Raw genomic sequence first — 17,120 nt, forward strand, 5'->3', positions numbered from 1 at the left:
CCGAATGCGCTCTCTGACCCTGCACCTGAAAATCCTCATCACCCTTTTGGTGGTGCTGGGCATTTCGGTCACCGCCTACCAAATCTTCGTGCTGGGCATCCCCGTGACCGAAGACGCCACGGACGACCTGTGGAACATCGACGCCAAGGTAGAGTTCGTGGCCAGCCCCAAGGACCCGGTCAAGATCCAGATGTTCGTGCCGCCCCTGAGCCGCGACTTCGTCAGCCTCAACGAGAGTTTCATCTCCAATAACTACGGGGTCAGCGTCAACCGCATCGACGGCAACCGCAAGGTCACCTGGTCGGCGCGCCGGGCCAAGGGCAACCAGACCCTCTACTACCGTTTGGTGCTGACCAAGCGTTACAGCGGCGAAAAAACCAAGATCAAAGGCCCGACCTTCCGTGACAGCATCGCTGTGGAAGGCCCGGAGAAAATTGCCGCCGAAGCCCTGCTCGCGCCGATCCGCCAGCACTCGGCCGACGTCGAGACCTTTATCACCGAAGCCATCAAGCGCACCAACAACCTCAACGACGACAACGTGAAGCTACTGCTGGCTGGCGACCCGTCCACGCCGCACAAGGCCAAGATCGTCGAACTGCTGCTGTCCATCGCCCATGTGCCGGTGGAAAAGGTCCACACCATCCGCCTGGTCGCCGACCAGCCGCAAACCCCGGAACTGTGGCTGCGCAGCTTCAACGGCAACGACTGGCTGTACTTCAACCCGGAAACCGGCGAACAGGGCCTGCCCGCCGACCGCCTGCTGTGGTGGACCGGCGATGAAAACCTGATCACCGTCGATGGCGGCAAGAAAGCCATGGTCACCTTCAGCCTCAACAACAGCGAAATGAACGCCATTCGCCTGGCCAAGCTGACCGACGAGAACACCGACGCCAATTTCCTCGAATACTCGCTGTACGGCCTGCCGCTGCAGACCCAGCAGACCTTTATGATCATGGTGATGATCCCGATCGGCGTGCTGGTGATCCTGATCCTGCGCAACCTGATCGGCCTGCAGACCCTGGGCACCTTCACCCCGGTGCTGATCGCCCTGGCGTTCCGCGAAACACAGCTGGGCTTCGGGATTGTGCTGTTCACCATCATCACGGCGCTGGGGCTGTCCCTGCGTTCGTACCTGGAACACTTGAAACTGCAGATGTTGCCGCGCTTGTCGGTGGTGCTGACGTTCGTGGTGGTACTGATCGCCGCGATCAGTCTGTTCAGCCACAAGCTGGGCCTGGAGCGCGGCTTGTCGGTGGCGCTGTTCCCGATGGTGATCCTGACCATGACCATTGAGCGTCTGTCGATTACCTGGGAAGAACGCGGCGCCAGCCATGCAATGAAAGTGGCGATCGGTACGCTGTTCGCCGCATCCCTGGCGCACATCATCATGAGCGTGCCGGAGCTGATCTACTTCGTATTTACCTTCCCGGCGATCCTGCTGATCTTGGTGGGCTTCATGCTGGCCATGGGTCGTTATCGCGGCTACCGCCTGACCGAACTGGTGCGGTTCAAGGCCTTCCTCAAGGCTGACTCGTAATGTTCGGTTTCTGGAAGACCTGGAAGGCCCTGGAGGCGCGGGGGATCATGGGCATCAACCGGCGTAATGCCGACTACGTGCTCAAGTACAACAAGCGCAGCCTGTACCCCATCGTGGATGACAAGATCATCACCAAGGAACGGGCGCTGGCGGCCGGCATTCATGTGCCTGAAATGTACGGGGTGATCTCCACCGAGAAGGAAATCGACAAGCTCGACGAGATCATCGGCGGGCGCAGCGATTTTGTGATCAAACCGGCCCAGGGCGCCGGCGGTGACGGCATCCTGGTGGTGGCCGACCGCTTTGAAGGGCGCTACCGCACGGTATCCGGCAAGATCATCAGCCACGAAGAAATCGAACATCAGATTTCCAGCATTCTTACCGGCCTGTACTCCCTGGGCGGCCACCGCGACCGCGCGCTGATCGAATACCGCGTGGTGCCCGACCAGATCTTCAAGAGCATCAGCTACGAAGGCGTGCCGGATATCCGCATCATCGTGCTGATGGGTTACCCGGTAATGGCCATGCTACGGCTGCCGACCCGGCAGTCCGGCGGCAAGGCCAACCTGCACCAGGGCGCAATCGGCGTGGGCGTCGACCTCGCCACCGGCCTGACCCTGCGTGGCACCTGGCTGAACAACATCATCACCAAACACCCGGACACCACCAACGCGGTGGATGGCGTGCAACTGCCCAACTGGGACGGCTTCATGAAGCTCGCAGCGGGCTGCTACGAACTGTGTGGGCTGGGCTATATCGGTGTCGACATGGTGCTCGACCAGGAGAAAGGCCCGCTGATCCTGGAGCTGAACGCGCGGCCGGGGCTGAACATCCAGATCGCCAACGACTGCGGCCTGACCTTGCGCACCCATGCGGTAGAAGCACGCCTGGAAGAACTCAAGGCTGCCGGCGTGACAGAAACCGTGGAAGAGCGGGTGAAGTTCGTGCAGGCAATGTTCGGGCATATTCCCCCGGTGGAAGGCTGATCCGAACGCTCCATCTGTCTATCCCCGACATCCCCCCTAGGAGCAAATCCTACGGGGGACTACAATCCCCTCCCCCGCGCCCTGGCTGATCCACCCCGCATGTCGACCTGCACCGTTTACCCGCTGCCCTACCGGGCCAACCCCGCCGAGTATTTCGCGGCGATTCGCCACGCGCCCGGCGCGGTACTGCTCGACAGCGGCCGCCCGGCTGCGGACCGCGGCCGCTATGACCTGCTCAGCGCTTGGCCACGAGCCACGTTGACGGTTTCGCCTGATGAAAGCGGCAGCGATTTCCTGCAACGCTTGCGGGAAAACCTCGCGCTGTTGGGTAAGGCAGAGCTTCCGGCCAGATATGAGCTGCCGTTCGCCGGCGGTTTGATCGGTTACCTGAGTTACGACTTTGGCCGGCATTTGGAGCAAATGCCGCACCTGGCGGTGGACGATCTGCATCTGCCGGACGCGCGTTTAGGCCTGTACGCCTGGGCGCTGGTCAGTGATCACCAGGCGCAAACCAGCCAACTGGTGTTCCACCCCACGCTGGCCGACAGCGAGCGACAGCGCCTGATCGCGCTGTTCAACTCATTACCCAAGGCTGCTGCGGCCACCTTTGCCTTGCAGGGGCCGATGACACCGGACATCAGCGCCGAGGCCTATCGCCAGGCCATCGTGCGTATCCATGACTATATCCAGGCCGGTGACTGCTACCAGGTCAACTTCGCCCAGCGCTTTCGCGCGCCGTGCAGCGGCGATCCCTGGGCCGCTTACTGCGCGCTGCGCGAAGCCTGCCCGACGCCGTTTTCCGGGTTCCAGAGCCTGCCCGACCACGGCGCGGTGCTGAGCCTGTCGCCGGAGCGTTTCGTACACATCAGTGCGCGCCGGGTCGAAACCCGCCCGATCAAAGGCACCCGCCCGCGCGGCCTGACACCCGAAGAAGATGCCGCCCACGCCGCCGAACTGCTGAGCAGCCCCAAGGACCGCGCGGAAAACCTGATGATCGTCGACCTGCTGCGCAACGACCTGGGCCGCACCTGTCGCACCGGCTCGGTCAGCGTGCCGGAATTGTTCAGCCTGGAAAGCTACCCCAACGTGCATCACTTGGTCAGCAGCGTGATCGGCACCCTCGCCGACGAGAAGGACGCCCTGGACCTGATCGCCGGCAGCTTCCCTGGCGGCTCCATCACCGGCGCACCGAAAATCCGCGCGATGCAAATCATCGACGAACTGGAACCGACAAGACGCGGCCTGTACTGCGGCTCGCTGATGTACCTGGACGTACGCGGCGAGATGGACAGCTCGATTGCCATCCGCAGCCTGTTGGTCAAGGACGGGCAAGTGTGCTGCTGGGGCGGCGGCGGGATCGTCGCGGACTCGCAGTGGGAAGCGGAGTATCAGGAATCGTTGACCAAGGTGCGGGTGTTATTGCGGACGTTGGAAGGGTTGTAGGTGCTGGAAAGTTCATCGGGGCAAGCCCCCTCTCTCCTGGACCTGCTGCATTCAGGTGAGGGGGGGGGCTTGCCCCCGATTGGGCCTTCAGCCGCGCTGCAAAGCTTTAAAGACTCAACGACCGATTCGACGCCTTGATAAATTCCTGCTTCAACGCCTCGAACGTATGCACCGCCGGAAACTGCGGGAATTCGCAGATCACATTGTCCGGCGCATGGAACAAGATCCCCTGGTCAGCTTCGCCCAGCATGCTGGTGTCGTTGTAGGAATCGCCGGCGGCGATCACGCGGTAGTACAGGCTCTTGAAGGCCAGGACCGACTGACGCTTGGGGTCTTTCTGGCGCAGTTGGTAACTCACCACGCGGTCTGTCTCGTCGGTGATGAGGCGGTGGCACAGCAACGTCGGGAAGCCCAGCTGGCGCATCAGCGGTTGGGAAAATTCGTAGAAGGTGTCGGACAGAATCACCACCTGGAAGCGCTCGCGCAGCCAGTTGACGAACTCGACGGCACCGTCCAGCGGCTTGAGGGTGGCGATCACGGCCTGGATGTCGGCAAGCTTCAGGCCGTGTTCGTCAAGGATGCGCAGGCGCTGTTTCATCAGCACGTCGTAGTCGGGAATGTCCCGGGTGGTGGCCCGCAAGGCTTCGATACCGGTTTTTTCGGCGAAAGCGATCCAGATTTCCGGCACCAGCACCCCTTCCAGGTCAAGACAGGCAATTTCCACAAGACACTCCATTTTGGTGTTATTGGTTGAGCGAGCAAAAGGATTGCCGAACTCTAGCGATTCAAGCCCGAAGCCGCAACGCAGGGCGGATTTTGATACCATCGCCCACCTATAGAGCGCTCAGCGCCACTGACCTGCAGGAACCGTGCTGATGAACCAAGCCTTCGATGTCGCTGAACTCGCCGCGACCTATGCCAACAAATCCGCCCAGGACATCCTCAAGCTGGCATTCAGCCAGTTCGGCGACGACCTGTGGATCTCTTTCAGCGGCGCCGAGGATGTGGTGCTGGTGGACATGGCCTGGAAGCTGAACAAGAACGTCAAAGTGTTCAGCCTCGATACCGGCCGCCTGCACCCGGAGACCTACCGATTTATCGAGCAGGTGCGTGAGTTCTACAAGATCGACATCGAACTGATCTCGCCGGACCAGAGCAAGCTGGAACCCTTCGTCAAGGAAAAGGGCCTGTTCAGTTTTTATAAGGACGGCCACGGCGAATGCTGCGGCATCCGCAAGATCGAACCGCTGCGGCGCAAGCTCGCTGGCGTCAGCGCTTGGGCCACCGGCCAGCGTCGCGACCAGAGCCCCGGCACTCGCAGCCAGGTGGCGGTGCTGGAGATCGACACAGCGTTTTCCACCCCGGAACGCACCTTGTACAAGTTCAACCCCCTGGCGCAGATGAGCAGCGAAGAAATCTGGGGCTACATCCGCATGCTGGAGCTGCCCTACAACAGCTTGCACGAGCGCGGTTTTATCAGCATCGGCTGCGAGCCGTGCACCCGCCCGGTGCTACCGAACCAGCACGAACGCGAAGGGCGTTGGTGGTGGGAAGAAGCCACGCAAAAAGAATGCGGGCTGCACGCCGGGAATATCATCAGCAAAGCCTAAGGGCTGACGCAGTTAAATAGGTGGGAGGGGGCTTGCCCCCGATAACGGTGGATCAGCCAACTGAGTGGTGACTGACACTGGGCTATCGGGGGCAAGCCCCCTCCCACATTTGTTTTGAGTTCGACATCTAGATGTACACACACCTGTAACCATAGGTGCCATTTATGTGTGCAATCCTCATAAATTCGCACCATAACGTAACACCTGTTCCACATCATCCTCCGTACTGGCGAATAGCCCCTTTTCAACAGAAAAATAAATAGCTGTTCAAACGGTCAATTTATATTGCTTTGAATTCAGCCAGTTATTTACCTCACCTCTAAATACGAAATTACCTACAGTTTTGATATGCCAAAAACTGGCACGCATGTGGCTTAAGGTGAAAAGTGCTTTGTATACAATTAATACAAAATCTACATACACTTTGCCATCCGCGGCGTTGCTGCAGATGCCTTGGAGCCTGCCGGAATGCGTACAAGCCTCTCGAATAACATCGCACTGGATCTGCCCTCCTCCGCCCTGAACCACCCGGCCCCAGATCCTGGCCCGCTGGTGCTGAGCCCACGCCTGCACAACAAGGACCTGGCGCCGACCAAGGCGCAAGGCCGCCGCTGGGGGCGCTATAGCATCTTTGCGCTGTGGACCAATGACGTGCATAACATCGCCAACTATTCATTCGCGATCGGCCTATACGCCTTGGGCCTGGGCGGTTGGCAGATTCTGCTGTCTCTGGGCATCGGCGCGGCGCTGGTGTACTTCTTCATGAACCTGTCGGGGTATATGGGGCAAAAAACCGGCGTGCCGTTTCCGGTGATCAGCCGCATCAGCTTCGGCATCCACGGGGCGCAGATTCCCGCGCTGATCCGTGCGGTGATCGCGATTGCCTGGTTCGGTATCCAGACCTACCTGGCCTCGGTGGTTTTCCGCGTACTGCTTACGGCGATTCACCCAGGCTTTGCCGACTACGACCACAACTCGATCCTCGGCCTGTCGACCCTGGGCTGGGTGTGTTTCGTGGCGATCTGGTTCGTGCAACTGGTGATCCTGGCCTACGGCATGGAAATGGTGCGGCGCTATGAAGGGTTCGCAGGCCCCGTGATTTTGCTGACCATGGCCGCGCTGGCCGGTTGGATGTACTTCCAAGTGGACGGCCATATTGCCTGGTCGGTGCGCGAGCCGCTGAGCGGCGGTGAGATGTGGCGCAATATCTTTGCCGGCGGCGCGCTGTGGCTGGCGATCTACGGCACGCTGATCCTCAACTTCTGCGACTTCGCCCGTTCTTCGCCGTGCCGCAAAACCATCGTGGTCGGCAACTTCTGGGGCCTGCCGGTAAATATCCTGGTGTTCGCCGCCATCACCGTGCTGCTGTGCGGCGGGCAGTTTCAACTCAATGGCCGCGTGATCGAGAGCCCCACCGAGATCATCGCAGCGATCCCCAATACCGTGTTCCTGGTGCTCGGTTGCCTGGCGTTCCTGATCGTGACCGTGGCGGTGAATATCATGGCCAACTTTGTGGCGCCGGCCTTTGTGCTGAGCAACCTGGCGCCCAAGTATCTGAACTTCCGCCGCGCCGGGCTGATCAGCGCCACGGTGGCGGTGCTGATCCTGCCGTGGAACCTCTACAACAGCCCGCTGGTAATCGTGTACTTCCTTTCGGGCCTGGGCGCACTGCTGGGGCCGTTGTACGGCGTGATCATGGTCGATTACTGGCTGATCCGAAAAAGCCAAGTGAACGTACCGCAGCTCTACAGCGAAGATCCGCAAGGCGCTTATTACTACAGCCGCGGGGTCAATTTGCGTGCGGTGGCGGCGTTTATTCCGGCGGCGGTGATCGCCATTCTGCTGGCCCTGCTGCCGGGCTTCGCCAGCGTCTCGCCCTTTTCCTGGTTGTTTGGCGCCGGTATTGCAGGGCTGCTGTACCGGCTGATCGCCAAGCGCCAGCCTTTCTATGCCGATGTCAGCGGCGAAAGCATTGCAGTCGATAACGTCAGTCATTAATCAAGGACACCCCATGCGCATCCTCGTGGTCAACGTCAACACCACCGCTTCCATCACCGACACCATTGCCGAGCAGGCGCGGGCCGTGGCCGCACCGGGCACTGAGATTGTCGGGCTCACCCCGTATTTCGGCGCCGAATCGGTGGAAGGCAATTTCGAAAGCTACCTGGCCGCCATCGCCGTGATGGACCGCGTGATGGCCTATGACCAGCCGTTCGATGCGGTCATCCAGGCCGGCTACGGCGAACATGGGCGCGAAGGCCTGCAGGAGTTGCTCGACGTGCCGGTGGTGGACATCACCGAAGCGGCCGCCAGCACCGCGATGTTCCTTGGCCATGCCTACTCGGTGGTCACCACTCTGGATCGCACCGTGCCGTTGATCGAAGACCGCCTGAAGCTCGCCGGCCTCTCTGCCCGCTGCGCCTCGGTACGCGCCAGTGGCATGGCCGTGCTGGAACTGGAAGAAGACCCGCTGGCCGCCATGGAGGCCATCGTGCGCCAGGCCGAACTGGCCATCCACGAGGACAAGGCCGAGGTGATCTGCCTGGGCTGCGGCGGCATGGCCGGGCTGGATGAGCAGATTCGCCAGCGTACCGGCGTGCCGGTGGTGGACGGCGTAACGGCGGCCGTGACCATTGCCGAATCGCTGGTACGCCTGGGGTTGTCGACCTCGAAGATCAGGACCTATGCCACGCCAAGGCCGAAGAAAGTGATCGGTTGGCCGGGGATGTCCGGGCGCTAGGCCCGCGCTTCGATTAAACCGCGCTAAAGCGCTGCCCCAGGCGCTGCTCGGCAAACTGCTCGATGATGAAATCCACAAATGCCCGGGTCTTGCCGGGCAGCAGCTTGTGCTCGGCGTAATAGATGGAAATATTGCCGTCGTCCACATACCACTCAGGCAGCACCCGTACCACCGCGCCGCTGTCCAGAAACGGCACGGCCATGGGCATGCTCACCAGCGCAATACCCAGGCCCTGGGCGCTGGCGCAGCAGGCGGCTTCGGAGTCGCTCAAGGTCATGCGCGGTTTGAGCGTCAGGGGGCGTTGCTCACGGTCGGGACCGGTCAATTGCCAGGTGCGCACGCGGCCGGTTTGCGGCGAGCGGATCAGGATACCCAGGCAGCGCCCCAGGTCTTCCGGCCCCTGCACCGGCGGGCGTTTGGCCAGGTAATCCGGCGACGCCACCAACACCCGATGAGCCGGCGCCAGTTTGCGCGCCACCACGCCCTGGGGCAGTTCGAAGCCACCACCGATGGCCGCATCGAAGCCTTGGCCGATCAGGTCCACCTGGCGATTATCGAAGTGCCAGTCCGGGCTGATATCCGGGTAGCGTTCAGTGAATCGCCCCAGCAGCGGCATCACATAACGATTACCGAACACCGTGCCCATGCTCACCTTGAGTGTGCCCACCGGCCGCCCCTCGGCGCTGGCCAGGTTGGCCACGGCGTTCTGGATGGTGATAAGGCTTGCGCTGACTTCATCGAGGAACAGCTTGCCGGCTTCGGTGAGGGTAAGGCGCCGCGTGCTGCGCTGAAACAGGCGCACGCCGAGGCGCGCTTCAAGCTTGGCCACGCTTTTGCCCACCGCCGCCGGGGTCAGGCTCAAGTGCCGCGCAGCCTCGGCAAAGCTGCCGCCTTCGGCGCTGCGCACAAAGCATTCGATACTGCCAAAGCTTTCCATACCGACTCACCCTAAACTTTTGGTTTACACAGACTATAGCAATCACGGTCTACCGGCCTGGGTGAGGCAGGTCGATACTCGGCTGCAACAACAGGGCATACCGCCTTGAACAGACAGGAGATCGACATGACTGCACACAACCTGACCGGCAAAGTCGCCTTGATTCAAGGCGGTTCCCGCGGCATCGGCGCCGCCATCGTCCAGCGTCTGGCCGCCCAAGGGGCCGCCGTCGCCTTTACATACGTCAGCTCGGCGACCAAGGCTGAGGCGTTGCAAAACAGCGTGATCAGCGCAGGCGGCCAAGCCTTGGCCATCCACGCCGACAGCGCCGACGCCACTGCGATCCGCAACGCCGTCAGCGCCACCGTCAAGGCGTTCGGTCGCCTGGATATCCTGGTGAACAACGCCGGCGTGCTGGCCATTGCGCCGCTGGAAGACTTCAAGCTGGAGGACTTCGACCAGACCCTGGCGATCAACGTGCGCAGCGTATTTATTGCCACTCAAGAAGCCGCCAAGCACATGGGCGAAGGCGGCCGTGTGATCAATATCGGCAGCACCAACGCCGAGCGCATGCCCTTCGGCGGCGGCGGACCGTATGCCATGAGCAAGGCCGCGCTGGTGGGGTTGACCAAAGGTTTGGCACGGGACCTGGGCCCACGCGGTATCACCATCAACAACGTGCAACCCGGCCCGGTGGACACCGACATGAACCCAGCCGACAGCGATTTTGCCGAGAGCTTGATCGGCTTGATGGCCATTGGGCGGTACGGGCATGTGGAGGAGATTGCCAGTTTTGTGGCGTATCTGGCGGGGCCAGAGGCCGGATATATCACCGGTGCCAGCCTGACTATCGACGGTGGTTTCAGCGCCTGAGCCAATAGGGAAGGGGCAAACCCCCTCCCACATTTTGGCCGAGTGTGGTCAGGACATCGGCGGTAAGCCATACGCCGCCAGATCAAAGTCCGCGAGTTTGCGGATGATCTGGTCGGCGTGGTGGTACTTGCTGTCGGCCATGGCTTCATCGGGCACAGCGATGGCGGTCATTTGCGCAGCCTTTGCCGCGGTTACGCCGAACGGCGAATCTTCGAACACCAGGCAATCCTTGGGCTCGACACCCAGACGGCGTGCGGCGGTGAGGAAGATGTCCGGCGCGGGCTTAGCGGCACCGACTTCCGGGTCATCGGCGGTGACGATGGTGTCGAACAACGCAAACCACTCTCGGTGCAAGGTGGTCTTGTGGCCGAACGAATTGCGCGAAGAACTGGTGCCCACGGCAATCGGGATGTTGTGCGCCTTCAAATGCCGAACCAGCGCTTCGGCGCCGGGCATGCCCAATGCCTTGGGAAAACGCTCGCTCATCAACGGTTCGCGGATGCGCAGAAATTCGGCCGGGGTGATCGGCAATTCCAGCGCCTTGACCACATACTCGGCCAGGTCCTGGGCACCCCGCCCGATAATGTGCTGCTTGATCCCCCAGTCATAAGAACGGCCGTAGCGCTCGGCAATGATCTGCGTGACTTCGGTGTAGATGCCTTCGGTGTCCAGCAACAATCCGTCCATATCGAAAATCACAGCCTTGATCGGGACAGCGGTACGCGGTGCATTCATCACAACGGATCCTTGGGGGAAGGACTAAAAGGTTTCAGCACAATAGCGGTCACATTGACCTGCGGGCAACCCTTTGGACGAGGTTGACCCTGCGTCGCGGACAGGATCGCGACAGCTTGGCTGGTGAAGAATCAGTATCCCTCACGCCGTTCACAGACGCCGCCATGTCCGAAGCCTTCGAAGTCCCCAGCCCCCACGAAAAACATATCGAACACACCACCGAACATGCCCACGCCCGAGGGGATAGTTTCGCCAGCCGCATCGCCGTGATGACCGCGTTGATGGCCACCCTCGGCGCCATGCTCAGTTACCAGGCCGGTTCCACCGAGAGTGAAGCGGCGATGGACAAGAACAACGCCGCGATCATCAAGACCGAAGCCGCCAACCAGTGGAATTACTACCAGGCCAAGTCCAGCCGACAAAACCTCGCGGAGCTGGCCACCCATATCCCCGGCGTGGATGCTGCGCATTATCGGGAAGAGATCGAACGCTACAAAAGCCAGAAGGAGGCCGTGCGCCAACAGGCAGAAAAACTTGAAGCCACCTCACGGGAGTGGGATGAAAAATCTGAACAGGCGCTGCATCGGCACCACCGCTGGGCCCAGGCGATGACTGCGATTCAGATCGCGATTTCGTTGGCGGCAATTACCTTGTTGACGAGGAAGGAGTGGTTGAAGCGGCTTTCGTATACGGCCGCAGGCGTGGCCATGGTGCTGGGCGGGCTGGCGTGGCTGCATGTTTAGCCGCGCGGCGTGAACGAGCCTAATCGTTCAGATTCGTTTCAATTCGTCTATGCAGCGATTACAGTACGCGCCCCCAGGAATTGAATCTTGGGCTTTAGACCATGGAGTTACACAGTGAAGTACGTCAGCAAAGTAGTTGCAGCCGCAGTACTCGGTTTCGCCCTGGCCGGCTGCACCGGCACCGCCATCAAATCCCCACAGTACGACAGCAACCAATACACCGTGCTGGGTCACAGTGAAGCCAGCGCCACCGGCATCATGCTGTTCGGCGTGATCCCGATCGGTCAGAACAGCCGTTTCGTCCGCGCACAAGAAGCGGCCATCAAGGCAAAAGGCGGCGACGCTCTGATCAACACCCAAGTGCAGGAAAAGTGGTTCTGGGCCTGGGTGCTCAGCGGTTACACCACCAAGATCTCCGGTGATGTGGTCAAGCTGAAAACCGCACAGTAAATCCTTCGGGCGTTCACCTGCGCCCGCGACGTATCATGGGCTGACCCTCCGAGGATGGCCCATGAACCTCAGCATCGTTTATGCCCTCTGCGCCGCCGCCCTGTTCGGCGCCAGCACCCCGCTCGCAAAGCACTTCGGCCTGGGCCTCTCGCCCATTCTGCTGGCCGGCCTGCTATACCTCGGCAGTGGCCTCGGCCTCGGCGTGGTGCGCCTGATCCGCGATCGCGGATGGCAAAACAGCGGGCTGACACCCCACGAATGGCCCTGGTTGCTCGGCGCCATTCTCTTCGGCGGCATCCTCGGCCCCGTCGCCCTTATGTACGGCCTGACCCGCACCGCCGCCTCAACGGCCTCGTTGATGCTCAACCTGGAATCGGTGCTCACCGCCGTGATCGCCTGGCTGGTGTTCCGAGAAAACGCCGACCGCCGTATCGTCCTGGGGATGATCGCAATCGTGCTGGGCGGCGTGGTGTTGTCATGGTCGGACGGCGCCGGCGCCAGTCACGACTGGACCGGGCCGCTGGCAGTTGCGCTGGCCTGCCTGTGCTGGGGCATCGATAACAACCTGACGCGCAAGGTTTCCGCTTCGGACGCAGTATTTATCGCCGGCATCAAAGGTTTGATCGCCGGGCTGGTGAATACCGGCCTGGCCGTTTACCTCGGCGCGCAATGGCCGGCCACCGCTCAACTGATGCCAATCCTGCTGGTGGGTTTCCTCGGCTACGGCATCAGCCTCGTGCTGTTTGTACTGGCCCTGCGCGGCCTGGGCAGCGCACGCACCGGGGCGTATTTCTCCACCGCCCCTTTTCTCGGCGCCGCCCTGGCGGTACTGGCGATGGGCGAGTCGGTGTCGATCGCGTTCTGGGTGGCCTCGGCGTTAATGGCGGTAGGCGTGTGGCTGCACCTGACCGAACGCCACGCCCATGAACATCAGCACGAAGCCACGGAACACGGGCACTGGCATGTGCATGACGAACATCATCAGCATGAACATGCGTTTGATTGGGCCCCCAATGAGCCGCACAGCCATGTGCATGTGCACAGCCCGATCAAGCATAGCCACGCGCATTTTCCGGATGTGCATCATCGCCACAGGCATTGAGGGCCCAACAGCGTGCCGGCTGGTCGCCGTTCAGTCCGACGAGTGCTCAACCACCACGCAATTGCGTCCACTTTGCTGGGCCTGGTACAACAATTGATCGGCTCTTTCGAGCACCGCTGATATCGACTCGCCATTGGGGCACCAAACGGCCACGCCGAGTGAAACAGTGATATGCCCCACGGTCTCGATGCTGGCAGCCTCGATCGAGGCACGCAGCCGTTCAGCGACGTCGGCCGCTGTGTGCAGCGAACTGCCCGGCAATAACAAGACGAACTCCTCGCCCCCCACCCTGCAAGGCAAGTCGTTGGCACGAGAATTCTGCTGCATGAGTTCCGCAATGGCGCGCAGCGTTTGATCCCCCACGCCGTGGCCGAACGTATCGTTGACGCGCTTGAAATGATCGATGTCGACGGAAACCACGGCAAACGCTTTGCCTGTCTCCTGCCACAACGCCAGCACGTCCTGCATGGCCCGGCGGTTGGCCAGCCCCGTCAGTGCATCCGTATGGGCCTGATGATTGAGCTTGCCGATCTTCTCCTGCAACAGGGTCGCGCCCAGCAACAGCGCTCTGCGAATCTGCCAACTTTCGAAATAACGCGCAGGCACTGCGCTGATGCGCGCGTAGCTGTCAGGCATGTCCAGCCGTTTGGCACAGTCGGCCAGCCGCGATAATGGGGCCGAGATCCTTGCGCCCAACCACCAGATCAGAACGATCCCGAACAGCGCCAACGGTGCTATACCCTGAGCCACTTTGGTCATCGTCCGGCGCAGAACTGCCTGGATATTCTCCAAGGGCTGCTGCGAGATCACACCCCAACCGCTGCTGGGCACCCGAGCGAAACCGGCGAGCATTTCCACATCGTGCTCATCCTTAGCTTGTAAGGTGCCTGAGGCCTCGCGGAGCGATGCGCTGGCGATCAAATCCGTGCCCCTGACACTGCCTATCTGCGCAGGATCGCTGTGATAGAGCACCTGGCGCGCAGCGTCGACCAAGTAGAAATGCGCGCCATCCTTGCGCACATTCGTGTCCATGAGGGATTGAAGAGTATTGCTCTGCTCCAACCGAATAGTGCCGCCGATCAAGCCCAGATACTCTCCGCCCGTACCGAATATGGGTTGAGAGATAAACACCACCAAATTGCCGGAGATCGACCTGAAGGCGTTGCTGATTTTCGGCGTGCGCAGCGTCAAAGGTTCTTTGTGCTGCAACGTGCGGCCATTGAGTTGAAGGTTTTCAGGCGCGGAAGCAATGATGGTACCGTCCGCGCCGGCGACCAGTACGGAGTTGAAACTGGCGTCCTGCTCAAACAAGCGCTTGGCCTCACGGGTCAAAGCACTTTTGTCGCCAAACGCTTTGCCAATACCCGCTGCACCATATTTCAATTTATCGAGATCGGCGTCCAATACCTGCTCGACGCTGCGGGCGATACGGGCGGCGTAGTTTCTATTGACGTCCAGCGCCCCTTCAATGAGTTCCTGCTTCTGAATCTTGAACATGACCCAGAAACTGTTGACCAGGGTCGCAACAGCAGAAAGCAGTACAAAAATAAGAATCAAACTACGAAGGTTGAGCGTGGGCTTCGGTCGAGTGGTCATCTACACAATCCGGGCAAGGCAGAGGTTGTATAACGAACAAGATTACGTATGAGTCGCCCCGCACAGGTAGCCAGACCGATTCGAAGTGAATACCGGCAAGAATACGGGCATCTCAAGCCGAGCTTGGACCCATCAGGCACTTGAGGCATCAAGGGCTTGCGGGGTTTGAGTGACTGCACGCGAGGGCACAGCGCAGCGTGCCAAGCCCTGTATTTACGAGCGCCAGAAACCACAAACCCCCGGCTCTTGTTAAGAAACCAGGGGTTTGTGTTTGTAGAATGTGGCGGTGAAGGAGAGATTCGAACTCTCGATACAATTTCTTGTATACACACTTTCCAGGCGTGCTCCTTAAGCCACTCGGACACTTCACCGTATCTCGTCAAACCAGTTCAGTCTGTCGAGGCGCGCTAATGTAGTCGAAAGCCTTTCTGATGGCAAAGGTTTTTTTCAGAATATTCATGCGGTTAGCCGGTTATGCCTGAGCATGTCCGGCGAGGGGTGGTGATTGTGCCATTCTCAGGCACCGCTGGCGCCTGTCTCAAGGCTTTGTCGCGCCACGCCGCAGGCCGTCTAGGCTTGGGCATGCGGGAAAAGGCTGACTGGGTAGTCAGTCATAGCGCTTTACCGAGCCGGGCGTGGTGGGTAACGTCTGCTGCATTCTTCTATAACAAGCCCTACAAGGAACCGCGTCATGAGTGAGTTGATTGCCTACCACCTCGAAGACGGTATCGCCACCCTGACCTTGAGCAACGGCAAGGTCAACGCCATTTCCCCGGCGGTGGTCAGTGCGTTTAACGAAGCGCTGGACCAGGCCGAGAAGGATCGGGCGGTAGTAGTGATTACCGGCACGCCGGGGATTCTGTCCGGGGGTTACGATTTGAAGGTGATGACCGCCGGCCCCAAAGAAGCAATCGGTCTGGTGACATCGGGCTCGACATTGGCACGGCGGCTGTTGTCGCACCCGTTCCCCGTGATTGTGGCGTGCCCTGGGCATGCGGTGGCTAAGGGCGCCTTTCTGTTGTTGTCGGCGGATTATCGGATCGGGGTAGAAGGCCCGTTCAGCATCGGCCTGAACGAAGTGATGATCGGCATGACCATGCACCACGCCGGAATCGAGCTGGCACGGGATCGTCTGCGCAAGTCGGCGTTCCATCGCTCGGTGATCAATGCCGAGATGTTCGACCCTCAGGGTGCATTGCAGGCCGGCTTCCTCGATAAAGTGGTCGCCCCGGAAGAACTGCACGCAGCAGCGCTGGAGGCGGCGCGGCAATTGAAGAAGATCAATATGAACGCCCACAAGCACACCAAATTGAAAGTGCGCAAAGCGCTGCTGGAAGCCCTGGACGAGGCAATCATCCAGGATCAGGGCCATATTCTGAGCTAAGCCTAACTATGCTTATGCCAAAGCCCGACCTTGTGTCGGGCTTTTTCTTACAGCCACATCTGAAAAAGCCTCAGTCGCTCTAGGCTGGGGCCCCTGGCAAATATCGAAATATGCGCTCAAACATCGCCCATCTCCTACTTCTATAGCGCCAATTGCCGAATACAGTGCACGACCGTACACTGCGCCACCTTTTGTTTCGATGGGCCAGGTGGATGCTTTTTCTGTTACGTATGGTGTTGATGGGCCTGCACTTTATAGTGGCTGGTGTGTTGGGTGTGCTGATCGGCGTTTGCCGCCCGTTCAACCCGGATAACAGTCGCTTGTGCGCCCGCCTCTACGCGGTGCCCGCGATGTGGTTGTTGGGGCTGAATGTGAAAGCCGATGTCGACTCGCTGCGGCATAAGCCAGGCACTTGCGTGATTATCGCCAACCATCAGTCCAACTATGACTTGTTCGTGTTCGGTACCGTGGTGCCCCACCGCACCGTGTGCATCGCCAAGAAGAGCCTCAAGTGGGTGCCGCTGTTCGGCCAGTTGTTCTGGCTGGCGGGCAATGTGTTGATCGACCGCGGCAATGCCCACAAAGCGCGCCGCGCCATGCTCACCACCACCGATACGTTGCAACATAAAGACACCTCGATCTGGGTGTTCCCCGAAGGCACGCGCAACCTGGGCAAGGGTCTGCTGCCATTCAAGAAAGGCGCCTTTCATATGGCCATCGCCGCCGGGGTGCCCATCGTGCAGGTGTGCGTCAGCAATTACGTCACCCATATGCAGCTCAATCGCTGGAACAGCGGTGATGTGCTCATACGCTCGTTGCCTCCAATTCCTACCACCGGCATGACCTCGGACGACCTCCCGGCCTTGATGCAAGCGTGTCAGGCGCAAATGGACATGTGCATCAAGGCCATGGATGCACAGCTCAAGAGGGTCTGATTCCCTTTTCCTTATAGGAGCGAGGGTGCTCGCTCCTACAACGGAACGC

At 60.3% G+C, this 17,120-nt stretch carries 16 protein-coding genes and 1 tRNA gene; 12 read left to right on the forward strand and 5 right to left on the reverse strand.

Annotation, left to right across the window (positions count from 1 at the left end; all coding sequences use genetic code 11):
- Positions 1-4 precede the first annotated feature (4 nt).
- The 3 genes from rloB to pabB all read left to right on the forward strand — a co-directional run bounded on the left by rloB (position 5) and on the right by pabB (position 3,966).
- Positions 5-1,537 carry an osmotic stress tolerance membrane protein RloB gene (rloB, locus tag QRN41_RS10820; RefSeq protein WP_034099735.1) on the forward strand — a complete coding sequence of 511 codons (1,533 nt, stop codon included), beginning with the start codon at positions 5-7 and terminating at the stop codon, positions 1,535-1,537.
- A complete protein-coding gene (locus tag QRN41_RS10825) occupies positions 1,537-2,523 on the forward strand; it encodes an alpha-L-glutamate ligase-like protein (protein WP_034099736.1) in 987 nt (328 codons plus the stop codon). The genes rloB and QRN41_RS10825 overlap by 1 nt, the downstream gene beginning before the upstream one ends.
- Positions 2,524-2,622: 99 nt before the next feature.
- Positions 2,623-3,966, forward strand: a complete 1,344-nt coding sequence (pabB, locus tag QRN41_RS10830) for an aminodeoxychorismate synthase component I (protein WP_285421545.1) — start codon at positions 2,623-2,625, stop codon at positions 3,964-3,966.
- A gap of 106 nt (positions 3,967-4,072) precedes the next feature.
- Here pabB and thrH read toward each other — a convergent pair whose 3' ends face one another.
- Positions 4,073-4,690 (reverse strand): bifunctional phosphoserine phosphatase/homoserine phosphotransferase ThrH, encoded by a 618-nt coding sequence (gene thrH / locus QRN41_RS10835; RefSeq protein WP_285421546.1) that lies wholly within the window; start codon positions 4,688-4,690, stop codon positions 4,073-4,075.
- Positions 4,691-4,841: 151 nt separating this feature from the next.
- Here thrH and QRN41_RS10840 point away from each other — a divergent pair, with 151 nt between their 5' ends.
- The 3 genes from QRN41_RS10840 to QRN41_RS10850 all read left to right on the forward strand — a co-directional run bounded on the left by QRN41_RS10840 (position 4,842) and on the right by QRN41_RS10850 (position 8,316).
- On the forward strand, positions 4,842-5,576 hold the full coding sequence (locus QRN41_RS10840; RefSeq protein ID WP_034138967.1) for a phosphoadenylyl-sulfate reductase: 735 nt from the start codon (positions 4,842-4,844) through the stop codon (positions 5,574-5,576).
- A gap of 468 nt (positions 5,577-6,044) precedes the next feature.
- Positions 6,045-7,574 (forward strand): NCS1 family nucleobase:cation symporter-1, encoded by a 1,530-nt coding sequence (locus QRN41_RS10845; RefSeq protein WP_278408652.1) that lies wholly within the window; start codon positions 6,045-6,047, stop codon positions 7,572-7,574.
- Between the two features lie 13 nt (positions 7,575-7,587).
- Entirely contained in the window at positions 7,588-8,316 is a 729-nt protein-coding gene (locus QRN41_RS10850) for an aspartate/glutamate racemase family protein (protein ID WP_123478837.1), read from the forward strand.
- A 13-nt stretch (positions 8,317-8,329) separates the two neighbouring features.
- On the opposite strand, the gene QRN41_RS10855 is transcribed toward QRN41_RS10850, so the two are convergent.
- On the reverse strand, positions 8,330-9,253 hold the full coding sequence (locus QRN41_RS10855; protein ID WP_034138969.1) for a LysR family transcriptional regulator: 924 nt from the start codon (positions 9,251-9,253) through the stop codon (positions 8,330-8,332).
- Positions 9,254-9,379: 126 nt separating this feature from the next.
- Here QRN41_RS10855 and QRN41_RS10860 point away from each other — a divergent pair, with 126 nt between their 5' ends.
- A complete protein-coding gene (locus QRN41_RS10860; protein WP_184336144.1) occupies positions 9,380-10,126 on the forward strand; it encodes a 3-oxoacyl-ACP reductase family protein in 747 nt (248 codons plus the stop codon).
- Positions 10,127-10,174: 48 nt separating this feature from the next.
- Here the strand turns inward: QRN41_RS10860 and QRN41_RS10865 are convergent, their stop codons facing one another.
- Complete coding sequence (locus QRN41_RS10865) at positions 10,175-10,861, reverse strand: HAD-IA family hydrolase (RefSeq protein ID WP_034099744.1); 687 nt, start codon at positions 10,859-10,861, stop codon at positions 10,175-10,177.
- Positions 10,862-11,025: 164 nt separating this feature from the next.
- Between QRN41_RS10865 and QRN41_RS10870 the strand changes: the two genes are divergently transcribed.
- The 3 genes from QRN41_RS10870 (at position 11,026) to QRN41_RS10880 (ending at position 13,156) form a co-directional block, all read left to right on the forward strand.
- The gene (locus tag QRN41_RS10870) at positions 11,026-11,604 is read left to right on the forward strand and encodes a DUF4337 domain-containing protein (RefSeq protein WP_034114842.1); all 579 of its coding nucleotides are present in this window, start codon (positions 11,026-11,028) and stop codon (positions 11,602-11,604) included.
- Positions 11,605-11,718: 114 nt separating this feature from the next.
- Positions 11,719-12,054: a hypothetical protein gene (locus tag QRN41_RS10875; protein ID WP_034099746.1), complete on the forward strand. Its 336-nt coding sequence runs from the start codon at positions 11,719-11,721 to the stop codon at positions 12,052-12,054.
- A 61-nt stretch (positions 12,055-12,115) separates the two neighbouring features.
- Positions 12,116-13,156 carry a DMT family transporter gene (locus QRN41_RS10880; RefSeq protein ID WP_285421547.1) on the forward strand — a complete coding sequence of 347 codons (1,041 nt, stop codon included), beginning with the start codon at positions 12,116-12,118 and terminating at the stop codon, positions 13,154-13,156.
- Between the two features lie 30 nt (positions 13,157-13,186).
- On the opposite strand, the gene QRN41_RS10885 is transcribed toward QRN41_RS10880, so the two are convergent.
- Positions 13,187-14,752, reverse strand: coding sequence for a sensor domain-containing diguanylate cyclase (locus tag QRN41_RS10885; RefSeq protein WP_285421548.1), 1,566 nt, complete (start codon positions 14,750-14,752; stop codon positions 13,187-13,189).
- Positions 14,753-15,033: 281 nt separating this feature from the next.
- Positions 15,034-15,123: transfer RNA gene (locus tag QRN41_RS10890), tRNA-Ser, on the reverse strand.
- A gap of 320 nt (positions 15,124-15,443) precedes the next feature.
- On the opposite strand from QRN41_RS10890, the gene QRN41_RS10895 reads away from it, so the two are divergent.
- Together QRN41_RS10895 and QRN41_RS10900 are read left to right on the forward strand one after the other, a co-directional pair.
- Entirely contained in the window at positions 15,444-16,136 is a 693-nt protein-coding gene (locus QRN41_RS10895; RefSeq protein WP_034099749.1) for a crotonase/enoyl-CoA hydratase family protein, read from the forward strand.
- Between the two features lie 212 nt (positions 16,137-16,348).
- Positions 16,349-17,071: a 1-acylglycerol-3-phosphate O-acyltransferase gene (locus QRN41_RS10900; RefSeq protein ID WP_167416843.1), complete on the forward strand. Its 723-nt coding sequence runs from the start codon at positions 16,349-16,351 to the stop codon at positions 17,069-17,071.
- Positions 17,072-17,120: the final 49 nt, after the last annotated feature.

Origin of the sequence: Pseudomonas sp. efr-133-TYG-23 (genome assembly GCF_030209215.1) — a bacterium.
Lineage (GTDB): Bacteria > Pseudomonadota > Gammaproteobacteria > Pseudomonadales > Pseudomonadaceae > Aquipseudomonas > Aquipseudomonas rhodesiae.

Bases quoted from the DNA above. Each gene is read 5' to 3' on its own strand.
- rloB (WP_034099735.1), top strand. From the start codon at position 5: ATGCGCTCTCTGACCCTGCACCTGAAAATCCTCATCACCCTTTTGGTG.
- QRN41_RS10825 (WP_034099736.1), top strand. From the start codon at position 1,537: ATGTTCGGTTTCTGGAAGACCTGGAAGGCCCTGGAGGCGCGGGGGATC.
- pabB (WP_285421545.1), top strand. From the start codon at position 2,623: ATGTCGACCTGCACCGTTTACCCGCTGCCCTACCGGGCCAACCCCGCC.
- QRN41_RS10840 (WP_034138967.1), top strand. From the start codon at position 4,842: ATGAACCAAGCCTTCGATGTCGCTGAACTCGCCGCGACCTATGCCAAC.
- QRN41_RS10845 (WP_278408652.1), top strand. From the start codon at position 6,045: ATGCGTACAAGCCTCTCGAATAACATCGCACTGGATCTGCCCTCCTCC.
- QRN41_RS10850 (WP_123478837.1), top strand. From the start codon at position 7,588: ATGCGCATCCTCGTGGTCAACGTCAACACCACCGCTTCCATCACCGAC.
- QRN41_RS10855 (WP_034138969.1), bottom strand. From the start codon at position 9,253: ATGGAAAGCTTTGGCAGTATCGAATGCTTTGTGCGCAGCGCCGAAGGC.
- QRN41_RS10860 (WP_184336144.1), top strand. From the start codon at position 9,380: ATGACTGCACACAACCTGACCGGCAAAGTCGCCTTGATTCAAGGCGGT.
- QRN41_RS10865 (WP_034099744.1), bottom strand. From the start codon at position 10,861: ATGAATGCACCGCGTACCGCTGTCCCGATCAAGGCTGTGATTTTCGAT.
- QRN41_RS10870 (WP_034114842.1), top strand. From the start codon at position 11,026: ATGTCCGAAGCCTTCGAAGTCCCCAGCCCCCACGAAAAACATATCGAA.
- QRN41_RS10880 (WP_285421547.1), top strand. From the start codon at position 12,116: ATGAACCTCAGCATCGTTTATGCCCTCTGCGCCGCCGCCCTGTTCGGC.
- QRN41_RS10885 (WP_285421548.1), bottom strand. From the start codon at position 14,752: ATGACCACTCGACCGAAGCCCACGCTCAACCTTCGTAGTTTGATTCTT.
- QRN41_RS10895 (WP_034099749.1), top strand. From the start codon at position 15,444: ATGAGTGAGTTGATTGCCTACCACCTCGAAGACGGTATCGCCACCCTG.
- QRN41_RS10900 (WP_167416843.1), top strand. From the start codon at position 16,349: ATGCTTTTTCTGTTACGTATGGTGTTGATGGGCCTGCACTTTATAGTG.